The organism is Branchiibius cervicis (genome assembly GCF_042661605.1).
Lineage (GTDB): Bacteria > Actinomycetota > Actinomycetes > Actinomycetales > Dermatophilaceae > Branchiibius > Branchiibius cervicis.
Genome location: NZ_JBHSWJ010000002.1, coordinates 1,975,901 through 1,992,271, shown reverse-complemented (window position 1 = coordinate 1,992,271; position 16,371 = coordinate 1,975,901). Strand labels below are relative to the sequence as shown.

At 66.9% G+C, this 16,371-nt stretch carries 17 protein-coding genes and 3 pseudogenes; 11 read left to right on the top strand and 9 right to left on the bottom strand.

Features of this window, described 5'->3' with window-relative positions; translation table 11 throughout:
- Positions 1–34: 34 nt before the first annotated feature.
- Together ACFQBT_RS10460 and ACFQBT_RS10455 are read right to left on the bottom strand one after the other, a co-directional pair.
- Complete coding sequence (locus ACFQBT_RS10460) at positions 35–961, bottom strand: MauE/DoxX family redox-associated membrane protein (RefSeq protein ID WP_377822521.1); 927 nt, start codon at positions 959–961, stop codon at positions 35–37.
- A 56-nt stretch (positions 962–1,017) separates the two neighbouring features.
- Positions 1,018–1,122, bottom strand: a pseudogene (locus ACFQBT_RS10455) (hypothetical protein); the annotation flags it as partial.
- Between the two features lie 250 nt (positions 1,123–1,372).
- On the opposite strand from ACFQBT_RS10455, the gene leuA reads away from it, so the two are divergent.
- Positions 1,373–3,112, top strand: a complete 1,740-nt coding sequence (leuA, locus tag ACFQBT_RS10450; protein WP_377822519.1) for a 2-isopropylmalate synthase — start codon at positions 1,373–1,375, stop codon at positions 3,110–3,112.
- Between the two features lie 54 nt (positions 3,113–3,166).
- On the opposite strand, the gene ACFQBT_RS10445 is transcribed toward leuA, so the two are convergent.
- Together ACFQBT_RS10445 and ACFQBT_RS10440 are read right to left on the bottom strand one after the other, a co-directional pair.
- Positions 3,167–4,444: a hydroxyacid-oxoacid transhydrogenase gene (locus tag ACFQBT_RS10445; RefSeq protein ID WP_377822517.1), complete on the bottom strand. Its 1,278-nt coding sequence runs from the start codon at positions 4,442–4,444 to the stop codon at positions 3,167–3,169.
- 33 nt (positions 4,445–4,477) lie between these two features.
- A complete protein-coding gene (locus tag ACFQBT_RS10440) occupies positions 4,478–5,278 on the bottom strand; it encodes a maleylpyruvate isomerase family mycothiol-dependent enzyme (protein ID WP_377822515.1) in 801 nt (266 codons plus the stop codon).
- On the opposite strand from ACFQBT_RS10440, the pseudogene ACFQBT_RS10435 reads away from it, so the two are divergent.
- Positions 5,277–6,565: pseudogene (locus tag ACFQBT_RS10435) on the top strand (aminotransferase family protein). The gene ACFQBT_RS10440 and the pseudogene ACFQBT_RS10435 sit on opposite strands and share 2 nt — an antisense overlap.
- Here ACFQBT_RS10435 and ACFQBT_RS10430 read toward each other — a convergent pair.
- Positions 6,566–7,180, bottom strand: coding sequence for a class I SAM-dependent methyltransferase (locus ACFQBT_RS10430; RefSeq protein WP_377822514.1), 615 nt, complete (start codon positions 7,178–7,180; stop codon positions 6,566–6,568).
- A gap of 143 nt (positions 7,181–7,323) precedes the next feature.
- On the opposite strand from ACFQBT_RS10430, the gene ACFQBT_RS10425 reads away from it, so the two are divergent.
- The 7 genes and pseudogenes from ACFQBT_RS10425 to ACFQBT_RS10395 all read left to right on the top strand — a co-directional run.
- A complete protein-coding gene (locus ACFQBT_RS10425; protein ID WP_377822513.1) occupies positions 7,324–7,701 on the top strand; it encodes an ATP-binding cassette domain-containing protein in 378 nt (125 codons plus the stop codon).
- A complete protein-coding gene (locus tag ACFQBT_RS10420; protein WP_377822511.1) occupies positions 7,686–8,180 on the top strand; it encodes an ATP-binding cassette domain-containing protein in 495 nt (164 codons plus the stop codon). The genes ACFQBT_RS10425 and ACFQBT_RS10420 overlap by 16 nt, the downstream gene beginning before the upstream one ends.
- The gene (locus ACFQBT_RS10415; protein WP_377822509.1) at positions 8,177–8,440 is read left to right on the top strand and encodes a hypothetical protein; all 264 of its coding nucleotides are present in this window, start codon (positions 8,177–8,179) and stop codon (positions 8,438–8,440) included. Before ACFQBT_RS10420 ends, ACFQBT_RS10415 begins: the two co-directional genes overlap by 4 nt.
- A gap of 5 nt (positions 8,441–8,445) precedes the next feature.
- Complete coding sequence (locus ACFQBT_RS10410) at positions 8,446–8,913, top strand: ABC transporter permease (protein ID WP_377822508.1); 468 nt, start codon at positions 8,446–8,448, stop codon at positions 8,911–8,913.
- Positions 8,914–8,929: 16 nt separating this feature from the next.
- Complete coding sequence (locus ACFQBT_RS10405) at positions 8,930–10,123, top strand: sensor histidine kinase (RefSeq protein WP_377822506.1); 1,194 nt, start codon at positions 8,930–8,932, stop codon at positions 10,121–10,123.
- Entirely contained in the window at positions 10,120–10,743 is a 624-nt protein-coding gene (locus tag ACFQBT_RS10400) for a response regulator (RefSeq protein ID WP_377822504.1), read from the top strand. Before ACFQBT_RS10405 ends, ACFQBT_RS10400 begins: the two co-directional genes overlap by 4 nt.
- Before the next feature lie 73 nt (positions 10,744–10,816).
- A pseudogene (locus ACFQBT_RS10395) lies at positions 10,817–11,284 on the top strand (GNAT family N-acetyltransferase); the annotation flags it as partial.
- Here the strand turns inward: ACFQBT_RS10395 and ACFQBT_RS10390 are convergent.
- Together ACFQBT_RS10390 and ACFQBT_RS10385 are read right to left on the bottom strand one after the other, a co-directional pair.
- Positions 11,256–12,503 carry a chloride channel protein gene (locus tag ACFQBT_RS10390; protein ID WP_377822503.1) on the bottom strand — a complete coding sequence of 416 codons (1,248 nt, stop codon included), beginning with the start codon at positions 12,501–12,503 and terminating at the stop codon, positions 11,256–11,258. The pseudogene ACFQBT_RS10395 and the gene ACFQBT_RS10390 overlap by 29 nt on opposite strands.
- 37 nt (positions 12,504–12,540) lie before the next feature.
- Positions 12,541–13,170, bottom strand: coding sequence for an alpha-ketoglutarate-dependent dioxygenase AlkB (locus ACFQBT_RS10385; protein ID WP_377822501.1), 630 nt, complete (start codon positions 13,168–13,170; stop codon positions 12,541–12,543).
- A gap of 145 nt (positions 13,171–13,315) precedes the next feature.
- On the opposite strand from ACFQBT_RS10385, the gene ACFQBT_RS10380 reads away from it, so the two are divergent.
- Together ACFQBT_RS10380 and ACFQBT_RS10375 are read left to right on the top strand one after the other, a co-directional pair.
- On the top strand, positions 13,316–14,599 hold the full coding sequence (locus ACFQBT_RS10380) for a DDE-type integrase/transposase/recombinase (RefSeq protein WP_465252288.1): 1,284 nt from the start codon (positions 13,316–13,318) through the stop codon (positions 14,597–14,599).
- Positions 14,600–14,750: 151 nt separating this feature from the next.
- Positions 14,751–15,470: a class I SAM-dependent DNA methyltransferase gene (locus tag ACFQBT_RS10375; RefSeq protein ID WP_377822499.1), complete on the top strand. Its 720-nt coding sequence runs from the start codon at positions 14,751–14,753 to the stop codon at positions 15,468–15,470.
- A gap of 198 nt (positions 15,471–15,668) precedes the next feature.
- Here the strand turns inward: ACFQBT_RS10375 and ACFQBT_RS10370 are convergent, their stop codons facing one another.
- Positions 15,669–16,088: a TetR family transcriptional regulator C-terminal domain-containing protein gene (locus tag ACFQBT_RS10370; protein ID WP_377822497.1), complete on the bottom strand. Its 420-nt coding sequence runs from the start codon at positions 16,086–16,088 to the stop codon at positions 15,669–15,671.
- The gene (locus tag ACFQBT_RS10365; RefSeq protein ID WP_377822495.1) at positions 16,016–16,291 is read right to left on the bottom strand and encodes a TetR/AcrR family transcriptional regulator; all 276 of its coding nucleotides are present in this window, start codon (positions 16,289–16,291) and stop codon (positions 16,016–16,018) included. The genes ACFQBT_RS10370 and ACFQBT_RS10365 overlap by 73 nt, the downstream gene beginning before the upstream one ends.
- Between the last annotated feature and the right edge of the window lie 80 nt (positions 16,292–16,371).

Genomic DNA, 16,371 nt, shown 5'->3' with positions numbered 1-16,371 from the left:
CTCGAGCATGAACCACACCACCGACACCTTGGGGTCAGCGCGTGGCGGACTCCTCGTCGGGTGCGGTGTCAGCGTCGGTCGACATCGGGTTGACCGTGATCTGCCGACCGTCGTCGTTGGTGAGCACGATCTCCGCCAGGTCGGCCCACGCCGGATCCCATCCGCCGTCGATCAACGCCTGACGAGCCAGCTCCCGCGCCGTGTCGTCGCGCCTCGCCTCGGCTTCGCGCCGTCGCTGCTGCGTGAACTCCGGGGTCCAGATCAGCTCGCGCAGGGGCCCGATGCCGGCCACCGCGCCGTTGCCCAACGGATGGGCGGCGTCGATGAGCGTGCCCGCCGGCGTGCCCGGTCCGCCGACGGCCTTGTAGAACTTCATCTCGGGGTCGTACCACGCGTGATCGAGCAGCGGCTCGAACTCCGGGACCATCGCGAACTGCTCCGGGGTCCCGGCCAGCACCGGCACCAGGTCGTACCCCTCGGCCATCGCGTGCGGCCACCAACGGAACTCCTCGATCGCCTGGGAGCACGCCCCGCAGCCGGCCGAGAAGAAGACCACGTAGGACGGCGGATCCTGCAGCTCGCGGATCGGCAACCGGTCGCCGGCGCGGGTCTGCACGGTGAGGTTGTCGATCAGGTCACGCTCCGCCCGCTGCTCGGCGTTGTTGCGGTACACCACCAGCCCGCCTGCGACCCCCGCGGCCAGGACGGCCGGGAGAACGTACGCCCACCCGCCGAGTCGATCGTCCGCCACGGAAGCGGGTGCGGTGTGCAGGATCAGAGCCAGCAGCGGCAACACGACGAAAATGACGTTGCGAACCACCGTGCGCGGACCGACCTCATCGGCACCGAGGCCGCCGAAGCAGTTGCACGAGGCAGGTACGGCGGAACGCACCGCGCGCACGATGACCACCAGGAACGCCACGAAGAGGGCGGTCGCCCCGGCCAGGGGAGCAGCTGCCACGGACCGGGTAGCAGCACGATCAGCGCGCCCAGCCCCATCTCGATGAACGGGAACGCCTTGGCGAAGGTGTAGTCGCGCAGCAACCAGGCCGGCAGGCGCAGGGTCTGCATGCTCTTGAAGAACTCCCGGTGTCGGCCGAGTTTGAGCGCCCCGCTGCACATCAGCACTGCGGCAACGGCCCACGCGATGATCCCGCCGAGGAGGTCCATCGCACCAGAATAAGTGACGGCGGCCACGTGCGGCGGTCGGTGCGCTACGCTGGGGGACGTGCGTGCGGCGTACCAGCTCCTCCTTGATTGCCGCGGCGAGGCCTAGTTCGACTCGGTCATCCTCGCCGCGGAGGTTTCCGCTGCGCGAGGCAGCAGCGGTACGGACCGGGCGCCCCTCCTTCAGTTCAAAGGCGATTCACCCGTGATCCATCCCCAGCAGAACACCACCATGCCGATCGGCAAGTACGTCCCCTTCCACGAGCAGATCAAGGTCGACCTTCCCGACCGCACCTGGCCGGACAAGATCATCGACAAGGCCCCGCGCTGGTGTGCGGTCGACCTGCGCGACGGCAACCAGGCCCTGATCGACCCGATGAACTCCGAGCGCAAGCTCCGGATGTTCAAACTCCTGGTCCGCATGGGCTACAAGGAGATCGAGGTCGGGTTCCCCTCGGCCAGCCAGACCGACTTCGACTTCGTGCGTGAGCTGATCGATGGCAATCACATCCCGGATGACGTGACCATCCAGGTGCTGACGCAATGCCGCGACGAGCTCATCGAGCGCACGTTCGAAGCGATCGCCGGCGCCCCGCAGGCCATCGTGCACTTCTACAACTCCACGTCCGTGCTGCAGCGGCGCGTGGTGTTCGGCAAGGACCAGGAAGGCATCATCGACATCGCCACCCAGGCGGCGCGTCTGGTGCGCAAGCTGGAGGAGACCGTCCCGGAGACGCAGGTCTACTACGAGTACTCCCCGGAGTCCTACACCGGCACCGAGTTGGAATTCGCGGCCCGGATCTGCAACGCGGTCATCGAGATCATCGATCCGACGCCGGACCACCCGATGGTCATCAACCTGCCGGCGACCGTCGAGATGGCCACCCCCAACGTCTACGCGGACTCCATCGAGTGGATGTCGCGCAACCTCGACCGTCGCGAGTCGATCGTGCTGTCGCTGCATCCGCACAACGACCGGGGCACCGGTGTGGCCGCGGCTGAACTGGGCTACCAGGCCGGCGCGGACCGCATCGAGGGCTGCCTGTTCGGCAACGGTGAGCGGACCGGCAACGTCTGCCTGGTGACGCTGGGACTGAACATGTTCGGCCAGGGCATCGACCCGCAGATCGACTTCTCCGACATCGACGAGATCCGCCGCACCGTCGAGTACTGCAACCAGTTGCCGGTGCCCGAGCGGCACCCGTACGGCGGCGACCTGGTCTTCACCGCCTTCTCCGGCTCCCACCAGGACGCCATCAAAAAGGGCTTCGAAGACATGGAGCGCCAGTCCGCGGCGACCGGTAAGTCGATCGACGAACTGGTCTGGGGCGTGCCGTACCTGCCGATCGACCCGCACGACGTCGGCCGCTCCTACGAGGCCGTGGTCCGGGTCAACTCCCAGTCCGGCAAGGGTGGCATGGCCTACATCCTCAAGACCGAGCACCAGCTGGACCTGCCGCGACGGCTGCAGATCGAGTTCAGCGGTGTGGTGCAGCGGCGTACCGACGAGTTGGGCGGCGAGGTGTCACCCGAGCAGCTGTGGCAGGCCTTCAGCGACGAGTACCTGCCCGGCACCGGCGTCGGCGAAGCGGCGTGGGGCCGGTTCGCACCGATCAACCACCGGGTCGAGTCGGTCGACGACGAGCGTGACCGGATCATCGCGACCGTGACCGATCGCGGTGAGGAGAAGGTGATCACCGGCGAGGGCAACGGTCCGCTGGCGGCGTTCATCGACGCGCTGCACACCCTAGGGGTCGACGTACGCATCCTGGACTACAACGAGCACGCGCTGACCTCCGGCGGTGACTCGGCGGCCGCGGCGTACTTGGAGTGCGCTGTGGGCGACCGCGTCCTGTGGGGCGTCGGGACCTCCAGCTCGATCGTCAAGGCTTCGCTGACCGCGATCCTGTCGGCGGTCAACCGCGCTGAGCGAGACGCCCGCTAGAACGGCGAGAACGACGAGGGGGCCCGCCGGTCGACGGGCCCCCTCGTCGTTTCGTCACCAGTTGCTGAGCGACTCCTCGAAGATCGCCGCGATGTCGTCCTCGGTGACCTCGCGCGGCGAGATCGACAGCAGCCGTTGCTGTTTCATCGTCCCCGGCACCAGCTCAGGGATATCCGAGGCTTCGAAGCCGACACCCGAGATGCCGTTCGGGATGCCGATGTCGCGCATCAGGTTGATCAGCGCGGTCGGCAGCTTCTCCTCGTCCGGGATCTTGGAGTCGAGGTCGGGCTGCAGCATCAGCGCCGCCTGCACGTGTCGCTCGGGCGCGCTGGAGTAGGTGAAGCGGAACGCCGCCGGCGCGGTCAAGGACACCGACATGCCGTGCGGGACCATGGCCTCGTCCTGCGGGTAGTCCACCGGGTGGAAGTCCTTGACCATGCCGGCGATCGGGTAGGCGTTCGCGTGCGGGATGTGCACCCCGGCGTTGCCGAAACCCATTCCTGCACACGTGGCGGCCAGCATCATGTCCGAGCGGGCATCGACGTTGGCGCCGTCGCGTACCGCGGTCCGGAAGGAACGGGCGATCAGCGACAACGCCTTTTCACACCACAGATCCGCGACCGGGTTCGAGCCGCAGTAGGGCACCCGCTCCTCGGCCTTCTTGGCCGGGTAATCCTCGAACGGCCGTGCGGTGAAGGACTCCAGCGCGTGGCAGACGATGTCCATCCCGGACGAGGCCGTCACCCCGGCGGGCAGGCTGAGTGTGACCGTCGGGTCGATGACCGCCATGGTCGGCCGCAGGCGCCAGTGACCGATGCCGGTCTTCACCCGCAGGGACAGCACGTCCATGACGCAGGTGCCCGTGCTCTCCGATCCGGTTCCGGCAGTGGTGGGTACGGCGATGAGCGGCATCAGCGGCCCGCTCGGCGCCCGGCCGTCCCCGACCGGTTTGTTGAGGTACTCGGTGAGTTCGCCGCCGTCGGTGAGCAGCAGGTTGACGGCCTTGGCCGTGTCGATCGACGACCCGCCGCCGACGGCGACGTAGCCGTCGAACGGGCCCTTGTCCTTGGCGAAGTCGAGGGCCTCGTTCATGGACTTGTCGGTCGGCTCGACGTGGCTGTGCTCGAACACTTCGGTCTCGATGCCGTAGTGGCGCAGCGACGCGACGACCCGGTCGGCGATGCCGAGGTGGGCCACCCCCGGATCGGTGACGACCAGGACGCGCTTGGCGCCGTGGGTGCTGATGTCGTACCCGACTTCATCGAGGGCGCCGGCGCCGAATTTCAGCGGTGGTGCTCCCCAGGTGAAGACGGTCTCAGTGCCCTGGCTCATCCTGACTCCTTTGTCCGGTAGTGATCGAGATCACTAATCGATATCTTCATTGACAGCGTAATCAAGACTTCTCAGCGCATCTGGGTCCCCTGCTAGGTCCACGGTTCCGGCTGGCCGATTCCACAGCCACAGCAGCAGATCCGCGCTGGCCGCACTCACGGTGGCCCTGGCCGACAGGCCGTTCTCGACCCGCTCGAAGCCCTGCTCGTGGACTTCGACGCCGTCGGGGGTGATCCCGCCGAACGACCCGAGTTGCAGCGTCCAGCGCTGGTCGGTATCGGTGGCTACCAACTCGACGATCCGGTCACCGGCCGGGGTGAAGGACGCCCAGTCCGGGACGGCACCGCCGCGGATCACATCGATCACCTCATCGACGCCGTCGACGGCAAGCATGGGATCGATCGGTGCGCGCGCGACGCCCGCGGTCAGTTCCGCGTCGACCCGGTGGATCAGGGCCTCCAGCGCCTGGCGCCGGCTGATGTACCCGACCGTGTGCAACGCCGGATCGTGCGCCCACATGTAGCGCTGATCGCTCGCGGGGTAACGGCCGAGGGTGCGGACCAGTTGCGAACCGGACTCCTCGCAATACGCGAGCAAGCCCGCATAGTCCGAGGGTCGTTCCGTGCTCTCCAGATCATCGAGCTGGGCCTCGTCGGTCACGTCTCGGCGTACGACGTTCTCCCAGAAGCTCTGCACCTGACCCAGGTGCCACACCAGGTCCGCGGCATCCCAGTCCGGGCAGCTGGGCACCGCAACGCTCGCGCCGGTTGCCTGCAGGACGGACAGGAACCGGGCGGACTGCTCCCGCACGGTGGCCACGTAGTCGATCGTCATGGACTCCACTCTGCCCCAATCGGCGGCGACCGATACCGTCGAGCCCATGGGCAACTTCTGGCACCCCTTTTCGGACATGGCATCGGTCGAAGCGAACGGTGAATTCGTCATCAGTCGCGGTGAAGGCGTCCACGTGTGGAACGCCGACGGCAACAAGTATCTCGACGCGACCGCCGGCCTGTGGTTCACCAACGTCGGGCACGGTCGCGACGAGCTGGCGCAGGCCGCCGCGCAGCAGATGAAGAAGCTGGCGCACTACAGCACCTTCGGCGACTACGTGCCGGATGTGACGCTGGAGCTGGCGGACCGGTTGGCCGGGATCGCGCCGGTGCCCGGGTCGAAGATCTTCTTCACTTCCGGCGGTTCGGATTCGGTCGAGACCGCCGCCAAGCTGGCCCGTCGCTACTGGGTGGAGAAGGGCAGCCCGACCGCCGCTACATCGTCGGCCGGACCAAGGCTTATCACGGAATGCATTACGCCGGAACGTCTTTGGCGGGTATCCCCGGCAACATCGAGGGCTACGGCGTCCTGGTCGCCGACCAGGCTCACGTGGTCTGGGACGACCCCCAGGACCTGCGCGCGACCATCGAGCAACTGGGGGAGGAGAACGTCGCTGCCTTCTTCTGTGAGCCCGTCATCGGTGCCGGAGGTGTCTACCCACCGCCGGCGGACTACCTCACCGAGGTCCGCAAGATCTGCACCGAGTACGACGTGCTCTTCATCGCCGACGAGGTCGTCACCGGTTTTGGCCGGATCGGTGGATCCTGGTTCGCCTCTGGGCGATTCGGCCTCGAACCGGACATGATCACCACCGCTAAGGGGCTCACCTCCGGCTACCTGCCGATGGGTGCGGTCTTCGTGTCTCCGAAAGTGGCCGAACCGTTCTTCGAGGCTGATGCGGGCCGCTGGTTCCGGCACGGCTACACCTACTCGGGTCATGCGGTGGCCGCCGCGGTGGCCCTCGCCAATCTCGACATCATCGAGTCCGAGGGGTTGTTGGAGGAGTCGGCACGATTGGAGCAGACGCTCCACACGGCGTTCGCTCCGCTGGCCGCACACCCGGATGTGGTCGAGATTCGTTCCGGCACGGGGGCGGTCGCGGCCGTGCAGCTGGCTGATGCACCAGCTGCGATGAAGTTCGCCACGAAGCTGCGCTCGTTCGGGGTCGCGACCCGGGCTGCTGGTGCCGGAGCCATCCAGATCTCGCCGGCCTTCACGATGACCGATGAACAGGTCGGTGAGCTGGTGGCGGCGATTGGTGCAGCGCTGGGCGACGGTCCGGCCTGATCAGCCGACCCGGGCCACGCCGACGCTGAGGAAGCCCAGCGACTTCGGCCGTGCGCCGTAGAACTGCTTGATCGATGTGATCGTCAACCCGGCGTCGGTCAGTTCACGGGTCACGTCGCGAGTGAGGTGGCATCCGCCGGCCACCCGCCGCTCGATCGGGTCCAGCCGGCGCTGCCAGCGGCGTACGTGCTCGTCGGGGGCCAGGCCGTGCTCCAGGAAGTGCAGGCTTCCACCGTCCTTGACCACCCGGATGACTTCGTCGACGGCTGCCCGCGGGTCGGGAATGGTGCACAGCGTGAATGTGCTGAGCGCGGCGTCGAACGTGTTGTCGGCGAAGGGGATCCGCTCACCGTCCAGGCCGGACCGAGTGATGTCGATCGACGCGCTCGCCACCCGGTCAGCGGCCAGCGTCCAGGCGGTGTCGGACGGTTCGATCGCCGCAACGCTCGAGACCGCCCCAGGGTAGGCACCGACGTTGCGGCCGGAGCCGAAACCCAGCTCGACGACGTCGCCGGAGAGTCCCTCACAGGCCCACTGCCGGATCGGAAAGAGGGCAGCACTGCCGCAGGTGAGGTCGACCAGCCGCGGCAGGACGTGCCGGTCGTAGAAGCCCACGACGAGCACCTTAGTGCGATCGATTGGACGGCATCGATCAACCGACCGGTTGACGCCCCACGGCGCTCGGCGCCCCAGGCTGGAGGTATGGAACCAGCTATCACAGTGCGCGGTCTGCGCAAGGAGTATCCGGGGGCCGTGGCGTGCAGGACGTTTCGTTCGACGTCGCACCCGGGGAGATCTTCGGGGTCCTCGGGCGCAACGGCGCGGGCAAGTCGACCACGGTGGAGTGCATTGCCGGCCTGCGCGACCGTGACGCGGGGCAGGTCGCGGTGTGCGGTATCGACCCCGCTGCCGACGAGCCTGCGCTGCGGAAGGTCCTCGGTGTACAGCTGCAGGACGCCGCCCTGCCGGAGAAGCTGACCGTCGATGAGGCGCTGAGCCTGTACGCCTCGTTCTACGACGACCCCGCACCCACCGACGAGCTGCGTGACCGGCTGGGATTGACCCCGGTGGGCGACAGCTACTTCGGCCGGCTCAGCGGGGGCAGCAACAGCGGCTGTCGGTGGCGCTGGCTCTGATCGGGCGGCCCAGGGTGGCCATTCTCGACGAGCTGACGACCGGCCTCGACCCGCAGGCGCGCCGGGAGGTGTGGTCGATCCTGGAACAACTGCGGGACACCGGCACGACCTTCCTGCTGGTCTCGCACTTCATGGAGGAGGCCCAACGGCTCTGCGACCGGGTCGTGGTGATCGACGCGGGGCGCGTGGTGGCGTTGGATACACCAGCACGTCTGGCCGCGACGCTCGAAGCCGGCCAGCGGATGAGTTTCACGCTTCGCGGTAGCCCGCCGATCGACGTACTGCGATCGGTCCCCTCGGTGCACTCGGTGCGGGTCGAGGACGGGGTCGTCTGGGTGGACGGCGACGCGGACGTGGTCACCGAGGTCATCCTGGCGCTGGATGCCCACGGCGCCCGCCCGCGGGATCTGCGGGTTGATCAATCCAATCTCGAGGACGCCTTCGTGGCGCTGATGGAGAAGCAGGAGGTGACGCGATGACCGGTCTGAGCGGACTCGTGCGCAGTGAGGCGGTGCTGTTGCGACGCAACCCGGCGGTGGTCTTGTGGGTGGCGGTCCTGCCCCTGGTGGCGGCAATCGTGCTGGGGGCGATCCCGGCGACCCGCGAACCGGTGAAGGATCTGGGCGGGCTGAGCTGGTTCGCGACGTACCAGCCGATCTTGCTCTTCTTCGCGGTGTCGATCCTTGCGGTCCAGGCGCTGCCCGACGTGCTGACGAAGTATCGCGAACAGGGGTTTTGAAGCGGTTGCGCGCCACACCCGCGTCGCCTTCAGCACTGCTCAGTGCCCAGTTCCTGCTGACTGCAGCGGTGGCGCTCGTGGCGGGCCTGCTGATCGTGGTCCTGCCCGCTGCGTTCGGCGCGGGCGCTCCAGGCAACCCGCTGGGCCTGCTTCTGGCGTTCGTCGTCATGACGGTGTGCCTGTTGTCGATCGGAATGGTGATTGCGAGCGTGTTCACCCGCAACAAGGTGGCTGCCGCGGCCGGCACGGTGTTGTTCTTCGTTCTGGCGTTCCTCGGTGGTCTGTGGTGGCCGCGGCGCACCATGCCGGGCTGGATGCAGACGATCTCGGATCTGAGTCCGGCCGGTGCCGCGGTGGGGTCGTTGCAGGATGCGCTGAGCGGTGGGTGGCCGGGGTGGTCGCACCTGCTGGTCATGCTGGTATGGACCGTGCTGCTGGCCCTGCTTTCGGTCCGGCTCTTCCGCTGGGAGTGATGCCACGATGGAGGTCATGACACAGCACGTGGCCTCGGTGCAGGGACCGTACTGGGACCGGGTGGACGGCCCGGTCGCGGCAGTGCGGTGGGCGCCGCTGGCCCTGGTGGCCGGATCGATGGTCTGCGCGATCGTCGTCCCCATCAGGTCCGGCGCGGTTGGCTACCTGCTGCTGGCCGCATTGTCTGCGGCGAGCGTCCTGCTGGCCGCGTGGTGGATGCACCGGACGGCTCTCGTGCTCCCGTTGCGGGTGGCCATCTTCGCGGCGCATCTCGCGATGGGCGCGGCGATGATCGCCATTTCGCCGTTCTACGGGATTTTCGGGTTCTTCGGCTACGTGATCGCCATGCTGCTTTTCAGTGGCCCCACGCTGCTCGTCGCGTTGGGTCTGAACGCCCTGGTGATGGCGGCATCGCAGGTGGGCGGGTTCTCGGAGGCGGTCTCGAACTGGCACGCTTTCCTGGCGCTCAGCCTGGTGAATGCCGGAGTGGTCGCGGTGATCGTGCATTTCGGGGTGCGCCGGGCTGAAGAGGTGCAGGAGCGAGAGGCGGCGGCGTCGCGGTTGGCCGAGGTGAGCCGGCGTAACCAGGAGTTACAGGATCAGTTGCTGGAGCAGGCACACCGACAGGGCATCCTGCAGGAGCGGGAGCGGTTGTCCCGAGAGATTCACGACACCGTTGCCCAGGACTTGGTCGCTATCGTCAGCCAGTTGGAAGCCATTGATGCTGAGGGGGATTGGCGTTGTCGCGTCACCGCGGCGAAGGCCTTGGCCCGTGACGGGCTCGGCGAGGCCCGCCGGGCGGTTTCAGCGTTACGGTCACCGTTGCTGGACGATGCGTCCGCGGCCGACGCGGTGCGCAGTTTCCTGGACGACTGGTCGGCCCGTCACCGGATCAGAGCACACCTGTCGGTGCAGGGCGTCCCGGTGCGCACTGAGCAGGACCAGATGATCGTCCGCGTCTGCCAGGAGGCGTTGTCCAACGTCGCGCGGCACGCCGGTGCCAGCTGCGTCGAGGTTCAACTGCGCTACACACAGGACGGGCTGTTGCTGCAGGTGCGCGACGATGGCCGTGGGTTCGAGCCGCTGCAGACCGAGTCGGGCCACGGTTTGCGGAACATGCGTGAACGCGTAGAAGCCGTCGGAGGGTCGCTCGATGTCGAATCGGCCTGTGGCGCAGGATGTTTGATCGACGTGGCGGCGCCCGCATGACCGCCGGCGTGGTCACTGTGTTGATCGCCGATGATCATCCCATCGTGCGCAACGGCATCCGCGGCATGCTCGATGGGCATGAGCGGTTGCGTGTCGTCGCCGAAGCCGGTGGGGGGCCTGAGGCGGTGGTGCAGGTACAACGACACGAACCCGATGTGGTTCTGATGGATCTGCGAATGCCCGAAGGGGACGGCGTGGATGCGATCCGGGCGCTGCGCGCACGGGACTCGAACCGGCCCGCGATCCTGGTGCTCACGACGTACGAGACGGATCGGGATATCACGGCGGCGATGGACGCCGGCGCGGACGGCTATCTGCTGAAAGCGCTGGGCCGGGAGGAACTCATCCGGTCGGTGCTCGATGTGGCCGCCGGTCGCACCGTTCTGGCTCCGGTAGCAGCGCAGCGCTTGGTCGCCCGTCGCCGGGAGGAGCGGTTGAGCGAGCGGGAGATCGAGGTCCTGCGGGCAATCGCGGACGGTGGTACCAATCGGTCTGTGGCTCAGCAACTTTTCGTCAGTGAAGCGACGGTGAAGACACATCTGTTGCACATCTACAGCAAGCTGGGGGTGGGCGACCGCGCCGCGGCCGTGCGCGTGGCCTTTGAGCGGGGTCTGCTCTAATCACCTGTGTGCGGGACCATTTCGATGAGTTGACACTGACCGGTGCTGGTTTCACGCTGCGCCCCTTGATCTCTCGGATGCCGATGCTCTCGCCGAGGGCGCATCCGATCCGATCACCTTGGAGTGGTTGCCGCTCCCACGGCCGTATATGCGCGAGCACGCGGTTGACTGGATCTCCCACCACATCGCGCCGCCGGCGTTCCCGCGAGCCATCGACGTGAATGGGTCACTCGCGGGGGTGATCGATCTGAAGAAGACGGACTGGCGCGCCGAGACGACAGAGATCGGTTACTGGTTGCACCCGGCCTTCCGTGGTCGAGGTCTGATGGCGAGTTCAGTTCGCCTGCTGAGGGACTGGGCCCTTACCGATCAGGGGATGCAGCGGGTGGAGATCAGGGTTGCCACGGGAAATCTCGCTTCCCAGCGCGTAGCGCGCGCCGCCGGCTATGTGCAGGAAGGCACCTTGCGCAACGCCGGCTTCCTGCACGACGGGCGGGTCGATCTCATCGTCTTCAGCCGGATCCGGTCTGACCTGAAGTGAGCCTGGCCGCTCGCGGGCTGCGATCGATCGCGCGCTCGATCGCAGCCGCTCCGGCAGCGGCGAGCATCGCAGGTCCGAGGAGAGCCGCGTCCATCCGGGTCAGTTCGAAGACCAGCACGATCGCGGTAGCCGGCATCCGTTGTGCCGCCGCCAGGAACGCCGCTGCACCGATCAGGGCGTACGTCGTGATGACCGTCCCTGGGTTGAGCCCGCTCCACAGCGTGCCGACAAGCGCCCCTAACAGCGACCCGTTCGCGATCGAGGGGGTCAGCAGACCGCCCTGGCCGCCACCGAGCAGCGCCAACCCGACGGCGATCACGCGGGCGGCCAGCAATGCCAACAGCATCCAGAACCCGACCGAGTGATCGAACCCGACCTGTGCGGCGGCCTTGCCGTTACCGAGGATCTCGGGCAACAACATGGAGATGGCGCCGACCGTGGTGAAGGCTGCGAATGCCCGCGGTATCAGATGCCAGTCCCGAGGCGCGGAAGCGGCACAGCGCCGGGTGAACCAACGAAAGCCCCACGCCGCCAGGCCGCACAACGGCCCGAAGACCACCGCCCAGAACCAGACCGATGCGGTGACCGGGGTGTGGCCCACGGTGTACTGCAGGTCGTCCGGCACGATCGCGGCGGCTACGCCGGAGGCGATCGCGCTACAGGCCAGGGCGGGGATGACACAGGACCACGCGAACGACACCAGGAGCACTTCGAGGGTGAAGATCGCACCGCCCAGAGGCACGCCGTACACCGCGGCCAGACCGGCACCGGCCGAACTGGCGATCAGGACGCGCCGTGGATGCCCGAGGATCCCGACCGAGGCGGTGATCCGGTCGGCGACCGCTGCGGAGATCTCCCGGGGTGCGACTTCTCGACCCAACGGTGAGCCGAGCGCCACGGTGACGATCTGCAGAAGACCGTGAACCACGGTGGGCCAGAATGGCATTCGCCTGCCATCGGTGTCCTCGCGACCGAGGGCTGCGCCGATCGAGACCAGGGGTTTGAACCAGCGGTAGACCGCCCACCACCCGACTCCGGCGATCAGACCGGCGGCCATGAGACAGACCAACCGGCGCCACGGGGGCGCCTGCTCGGAGCCGTAGAGGAATAGGCCTTCGGAGTAACCGAACGCGATGTGCTGCACTGCGTGCAGCAGTATCACCAACAGGCCCCCGACCAATCCGGAGGTGACGCCGAGCACCGCGACGATCGCGGACATCCGGGCTAGGGCACGCACGGTGCCGATTATGTCGGTCCTACCTGACCCCGGCGGGACGGAACTGGATGCTGATCCGCGGGCCGGTCGGCGTACTCGATTTGGGTACGGCGTGCTCCCAGGTCCGTTGGCAGCTGCCACCCATCACGATCAGGTCGCCGTGGCCGAGTAGGAACCGGCGAGAACTGCCGCCGCCTGTCGGTCGCAGGAGGAGCGCGCGCGGTGCGCCGATCGACACGATCGCGACCATGGTGTCGTGCGTGGCGCCGCGCCCGAAGCGGTCGCCGTGCCAGGCGACGGAGTCGCGGTGGTCGCGGTAGAGGCACATGCCGACGGTCGCGAACGGCTCGGCTCGGTAATGGGAGGTCAGCGCGTCGCGCGCCTGCTCGATGACCGGGTCGGGGAGAGGTTCGCGCTCACGGTAGAACCGCAACAGGCGCGGCGTGGGCAGTTCCTTGTCCCACATGACCCGACGCTCGCCGCGCCACTCGACACCGGCGCTGCCACCGGCGTTGAGTCGTTCGAAGAGACTGTCCGCGCCGGTCAGCCAACCGGGCCGCAGGTCGAGCCAGGCGCCGTCGGTGAGCTCGATCCGCTGCACGGCACCGGCGAGCGGTCTGAGCCCGACTTCGTCTACCTGGTCCCAGAGCGAGCCCTGCAGCGCGTGCATGGATCGATCATATGTTCGATTGACCGGAACTGGCCAGTGGGAGTCCGCTGTTATCTCTCAGGACATCGGTGACAGTTCTGCATCAGGACATCGGTGACACTTCGGCCGGTCTTGGTGGTGACACTTGTGATCTCAGGCTTCGGGGGTGACTGGTACTGAACCCATTGATCCTCGTGTCCGCCTGGCGATCTCGCAGTGGCCCGACGACGCGCCGCGTGGTGCGGTGTCGACGTTCTGCGCGGAGCACGGCATCTCGCGAAAGTCGTTCTACGTGCTGCGTAACCGGGCGTTGACGGATGGGCCGGCGGCGGTGCTGGAACCGCGGACCCGACGCCCGGCATCCAGCCCCACCCGGCTCAGCGATGAGGTCAAGAAGCAAGCGTTGGAGGTGCGGGCTGCGTTGGAGGCTTCCGGGTTGGACCACGGCCCGATCAGCGTGCACGACAAGATGCACGCGATGGGCCTGGACCCGGTGCCCTCGACCGCTGCGTTGGCCCGGGTGTTCCGCCAGGCCGGGGTCGCCCGGCACGAGCCGCGCAAGAAGCCCCGCTCGGCGTGGCGACGGTTCGTGTATCCGGCCCCGAACGCGTGCTGGCAACTGGATGCCACAGAGTACGTCCTGACCGGGGGCCGTAAATGTGTGATCTTCCAGCTGATCGATGACCACTCCCGGTACGCGGTGGCCTCTCACGTCGCCGAGGGTGAAACCAGCGACGCGGCGATCGCCGTGTTCGACAAAGCCGTCGCCGCGCACGGGGTGCCGCAACGGTTGCTGTCCGACAACGGGATGGCGTTGAACCCCTCCCGGCGCGGGATCCTCGGGCAGCTGGTCGAGCACGTCACGGCGCTGGGGGTGCAAGCGATCACCGGCAAGCCGTACAAGCCGACCACGCAGGGTAAGAACGAACGGTTCCACCAGACATTGTTTCGGTACCTGGACAAGCAACCGCTGGCCAACACGTTGCAGGAGCTACAGGTTCAGGTCGATGCGTTCGATGACATTTACAACACCCAACCTCCCCATCAAGGACTGCCCGGGCGAGTCACACCGGCGGTGGCATGGAACGCGACCCCGAAGACTGATCCGCCGCGGCCCCAGCCGGACGTGTGGGAGCAGTTCGCTGCTCGCCGACCGCCGAGCCGCTACCGGCGACCCAGACAAGCCGTACCGGCGGATCTGCCTGCCGACACCCGCGTGCGGACCGTCGGCACACCCGGCACCGTCAGCGTGGACATGGTGATCTACAAGATCGACCCCGGCCACGTCTTCGAGAAAGTCCTCGTCGTGGTCGATGGCACCAACCCCGGCGACCGGGTCATCATCTCGACCCTGGACGGAGAAGTCATCGCCGAACACACCCGACCCGCCCCCGGCATCACCTACGTCGGCAACGGCCGACCCCAGGGCCACCCCCAAAACACAGCCTGACGAAGTTCTCGGCGACCAGGGCTGACTGTCACCGTCACTGTTCGCGGCTAATGTCGGACGAGCGCCCGGTGGTTTGCTCATCCGGATGCAGCGAGGGTCAAATCGAGATATTTCGTTGTGCCGAACAGTCGATCTTCGGTTGGGTGGTGTGGTGTCCTTCGACTTCCATGCCGCGTACGACGAGTTGAACGCTGATGATCACGATTACCGCTTCTACGGTGCCGTCGCCGGGCAGCTGCAAGCGGGTCGTGTGCTCGACCTTGGCTGTGGCACCGGCACCTTGGCGCGACTGCTGGCCAGGCATGGTCGCGAGGTTGTCGGGATTGACCCCGATCCGGACATGCTGCGGGTTGCCCGCGGAAAGCCGGGTTCTAACGACGTCGACTGGCGTCTCGGTTATTGCGATAGCGCCGACCTCGGTTGGGCTGATCTGGCGGTTATGTCAGGGCACGTCGCACAGGTCTTCGTGTCGGAGGAGGCCTGGGGAGATGTTCTCCAGCAGCTTCATCGTGCCCTTCGAGACGGAGGAATCCTGGCGTTCGAGTCCCGCAACCCCAGCGCGCAAAGTTGGGAGCGCTGGACGCGTGCTGCCACCCTGCGCACCGTCCCGAGCGCGGACGGTGAGGTGGAGTTTTGGCACGAGACAGTCGATGTGTCCTTGCCGCAAGTCACCTACGATACCTTCACGCGGAATCTCACGAGCGGTGACGAATCGCGCAGCCGCAACGTCTTAGCGTTCAGGGATCACGAGGCGATCGACCGCACTTTGCGACGCGCCGGATTCGAGATCGGCAGCGTCTTCGGAGATTGGGATGAATCGATCCTGACCAATCAATCGCCCGAGATCATCGTGCTTGCCCAACGCCAGTAGGACCTTTCCTACACGAACAGGGGCCCACCGACAGCTGATCGCAAGCCGACGCATCCGCTGGGCACAGTCACCGATGTCCTGATACATGGAGTGTCACCGATGTCCTGATGCAGAACTGTCACCCATGTCCTGAGACATCACACCAGTGGGAGTCCGCGGCAATCGGGTCGATGGCCCCGATCGTTCCCGGCACGGCCTCTAGAGCATTCCGTCTCCCTGCGGCGCATCGACGGAATCATCCGCCCGGAGGATGCGCCGGGCGGTCCACAGGAAGGACTCGACGACGTCGGTGGTGTCGTCAACATACGCCCCGACGAGAGCCGAGTCTCGCAGTAACACCAATGCTCTAGCGGTTGCAATTGGATTCGGGCTTCCGGTGGCCTCGACGAGTTCGGCCAGGGTGGCCGCGAACCACTGGCGGTGGATGCGCACGGCCTGCCGCACGGGGTGCTCCGGGTCGGGGAATTCGGCGGCAGCGTTCAGGAACGGGCAACCGCGGGTGTGATTTTCCTGGACGTCGCGGGCAATCCCCTGCAGGACGATCTCTACGGCATGGTCCGGGGTGGTCGCCAGTGCGGAGCCAGCGGCGAAAAGGGTCCGTAGTGCTTCGTCTTCCAACTCGATGTACGCGCGGACAAGCGCGTCCTTCGAGGAAAGTGCCGGTAGAACGTGGCGCGCGTGACCCCTGCCTCGGACACCAGGCGGTCCACGCCCACCGCGTGAATGCCTTCCCGGTAGAAGATCCGGGCCGCCGTGGAAAGCAACCGGCTGCGGGCATCGGAGGGTTTCGAGGTGGGCGCCCTGCCCCCGGTGTGGCTCATCTCACGCATCGTACAGAACGATCATTCTGCAGAGGGGAGCCCATCTAGGTGCCGAGATACTACGGTAGACAGATCGTTCG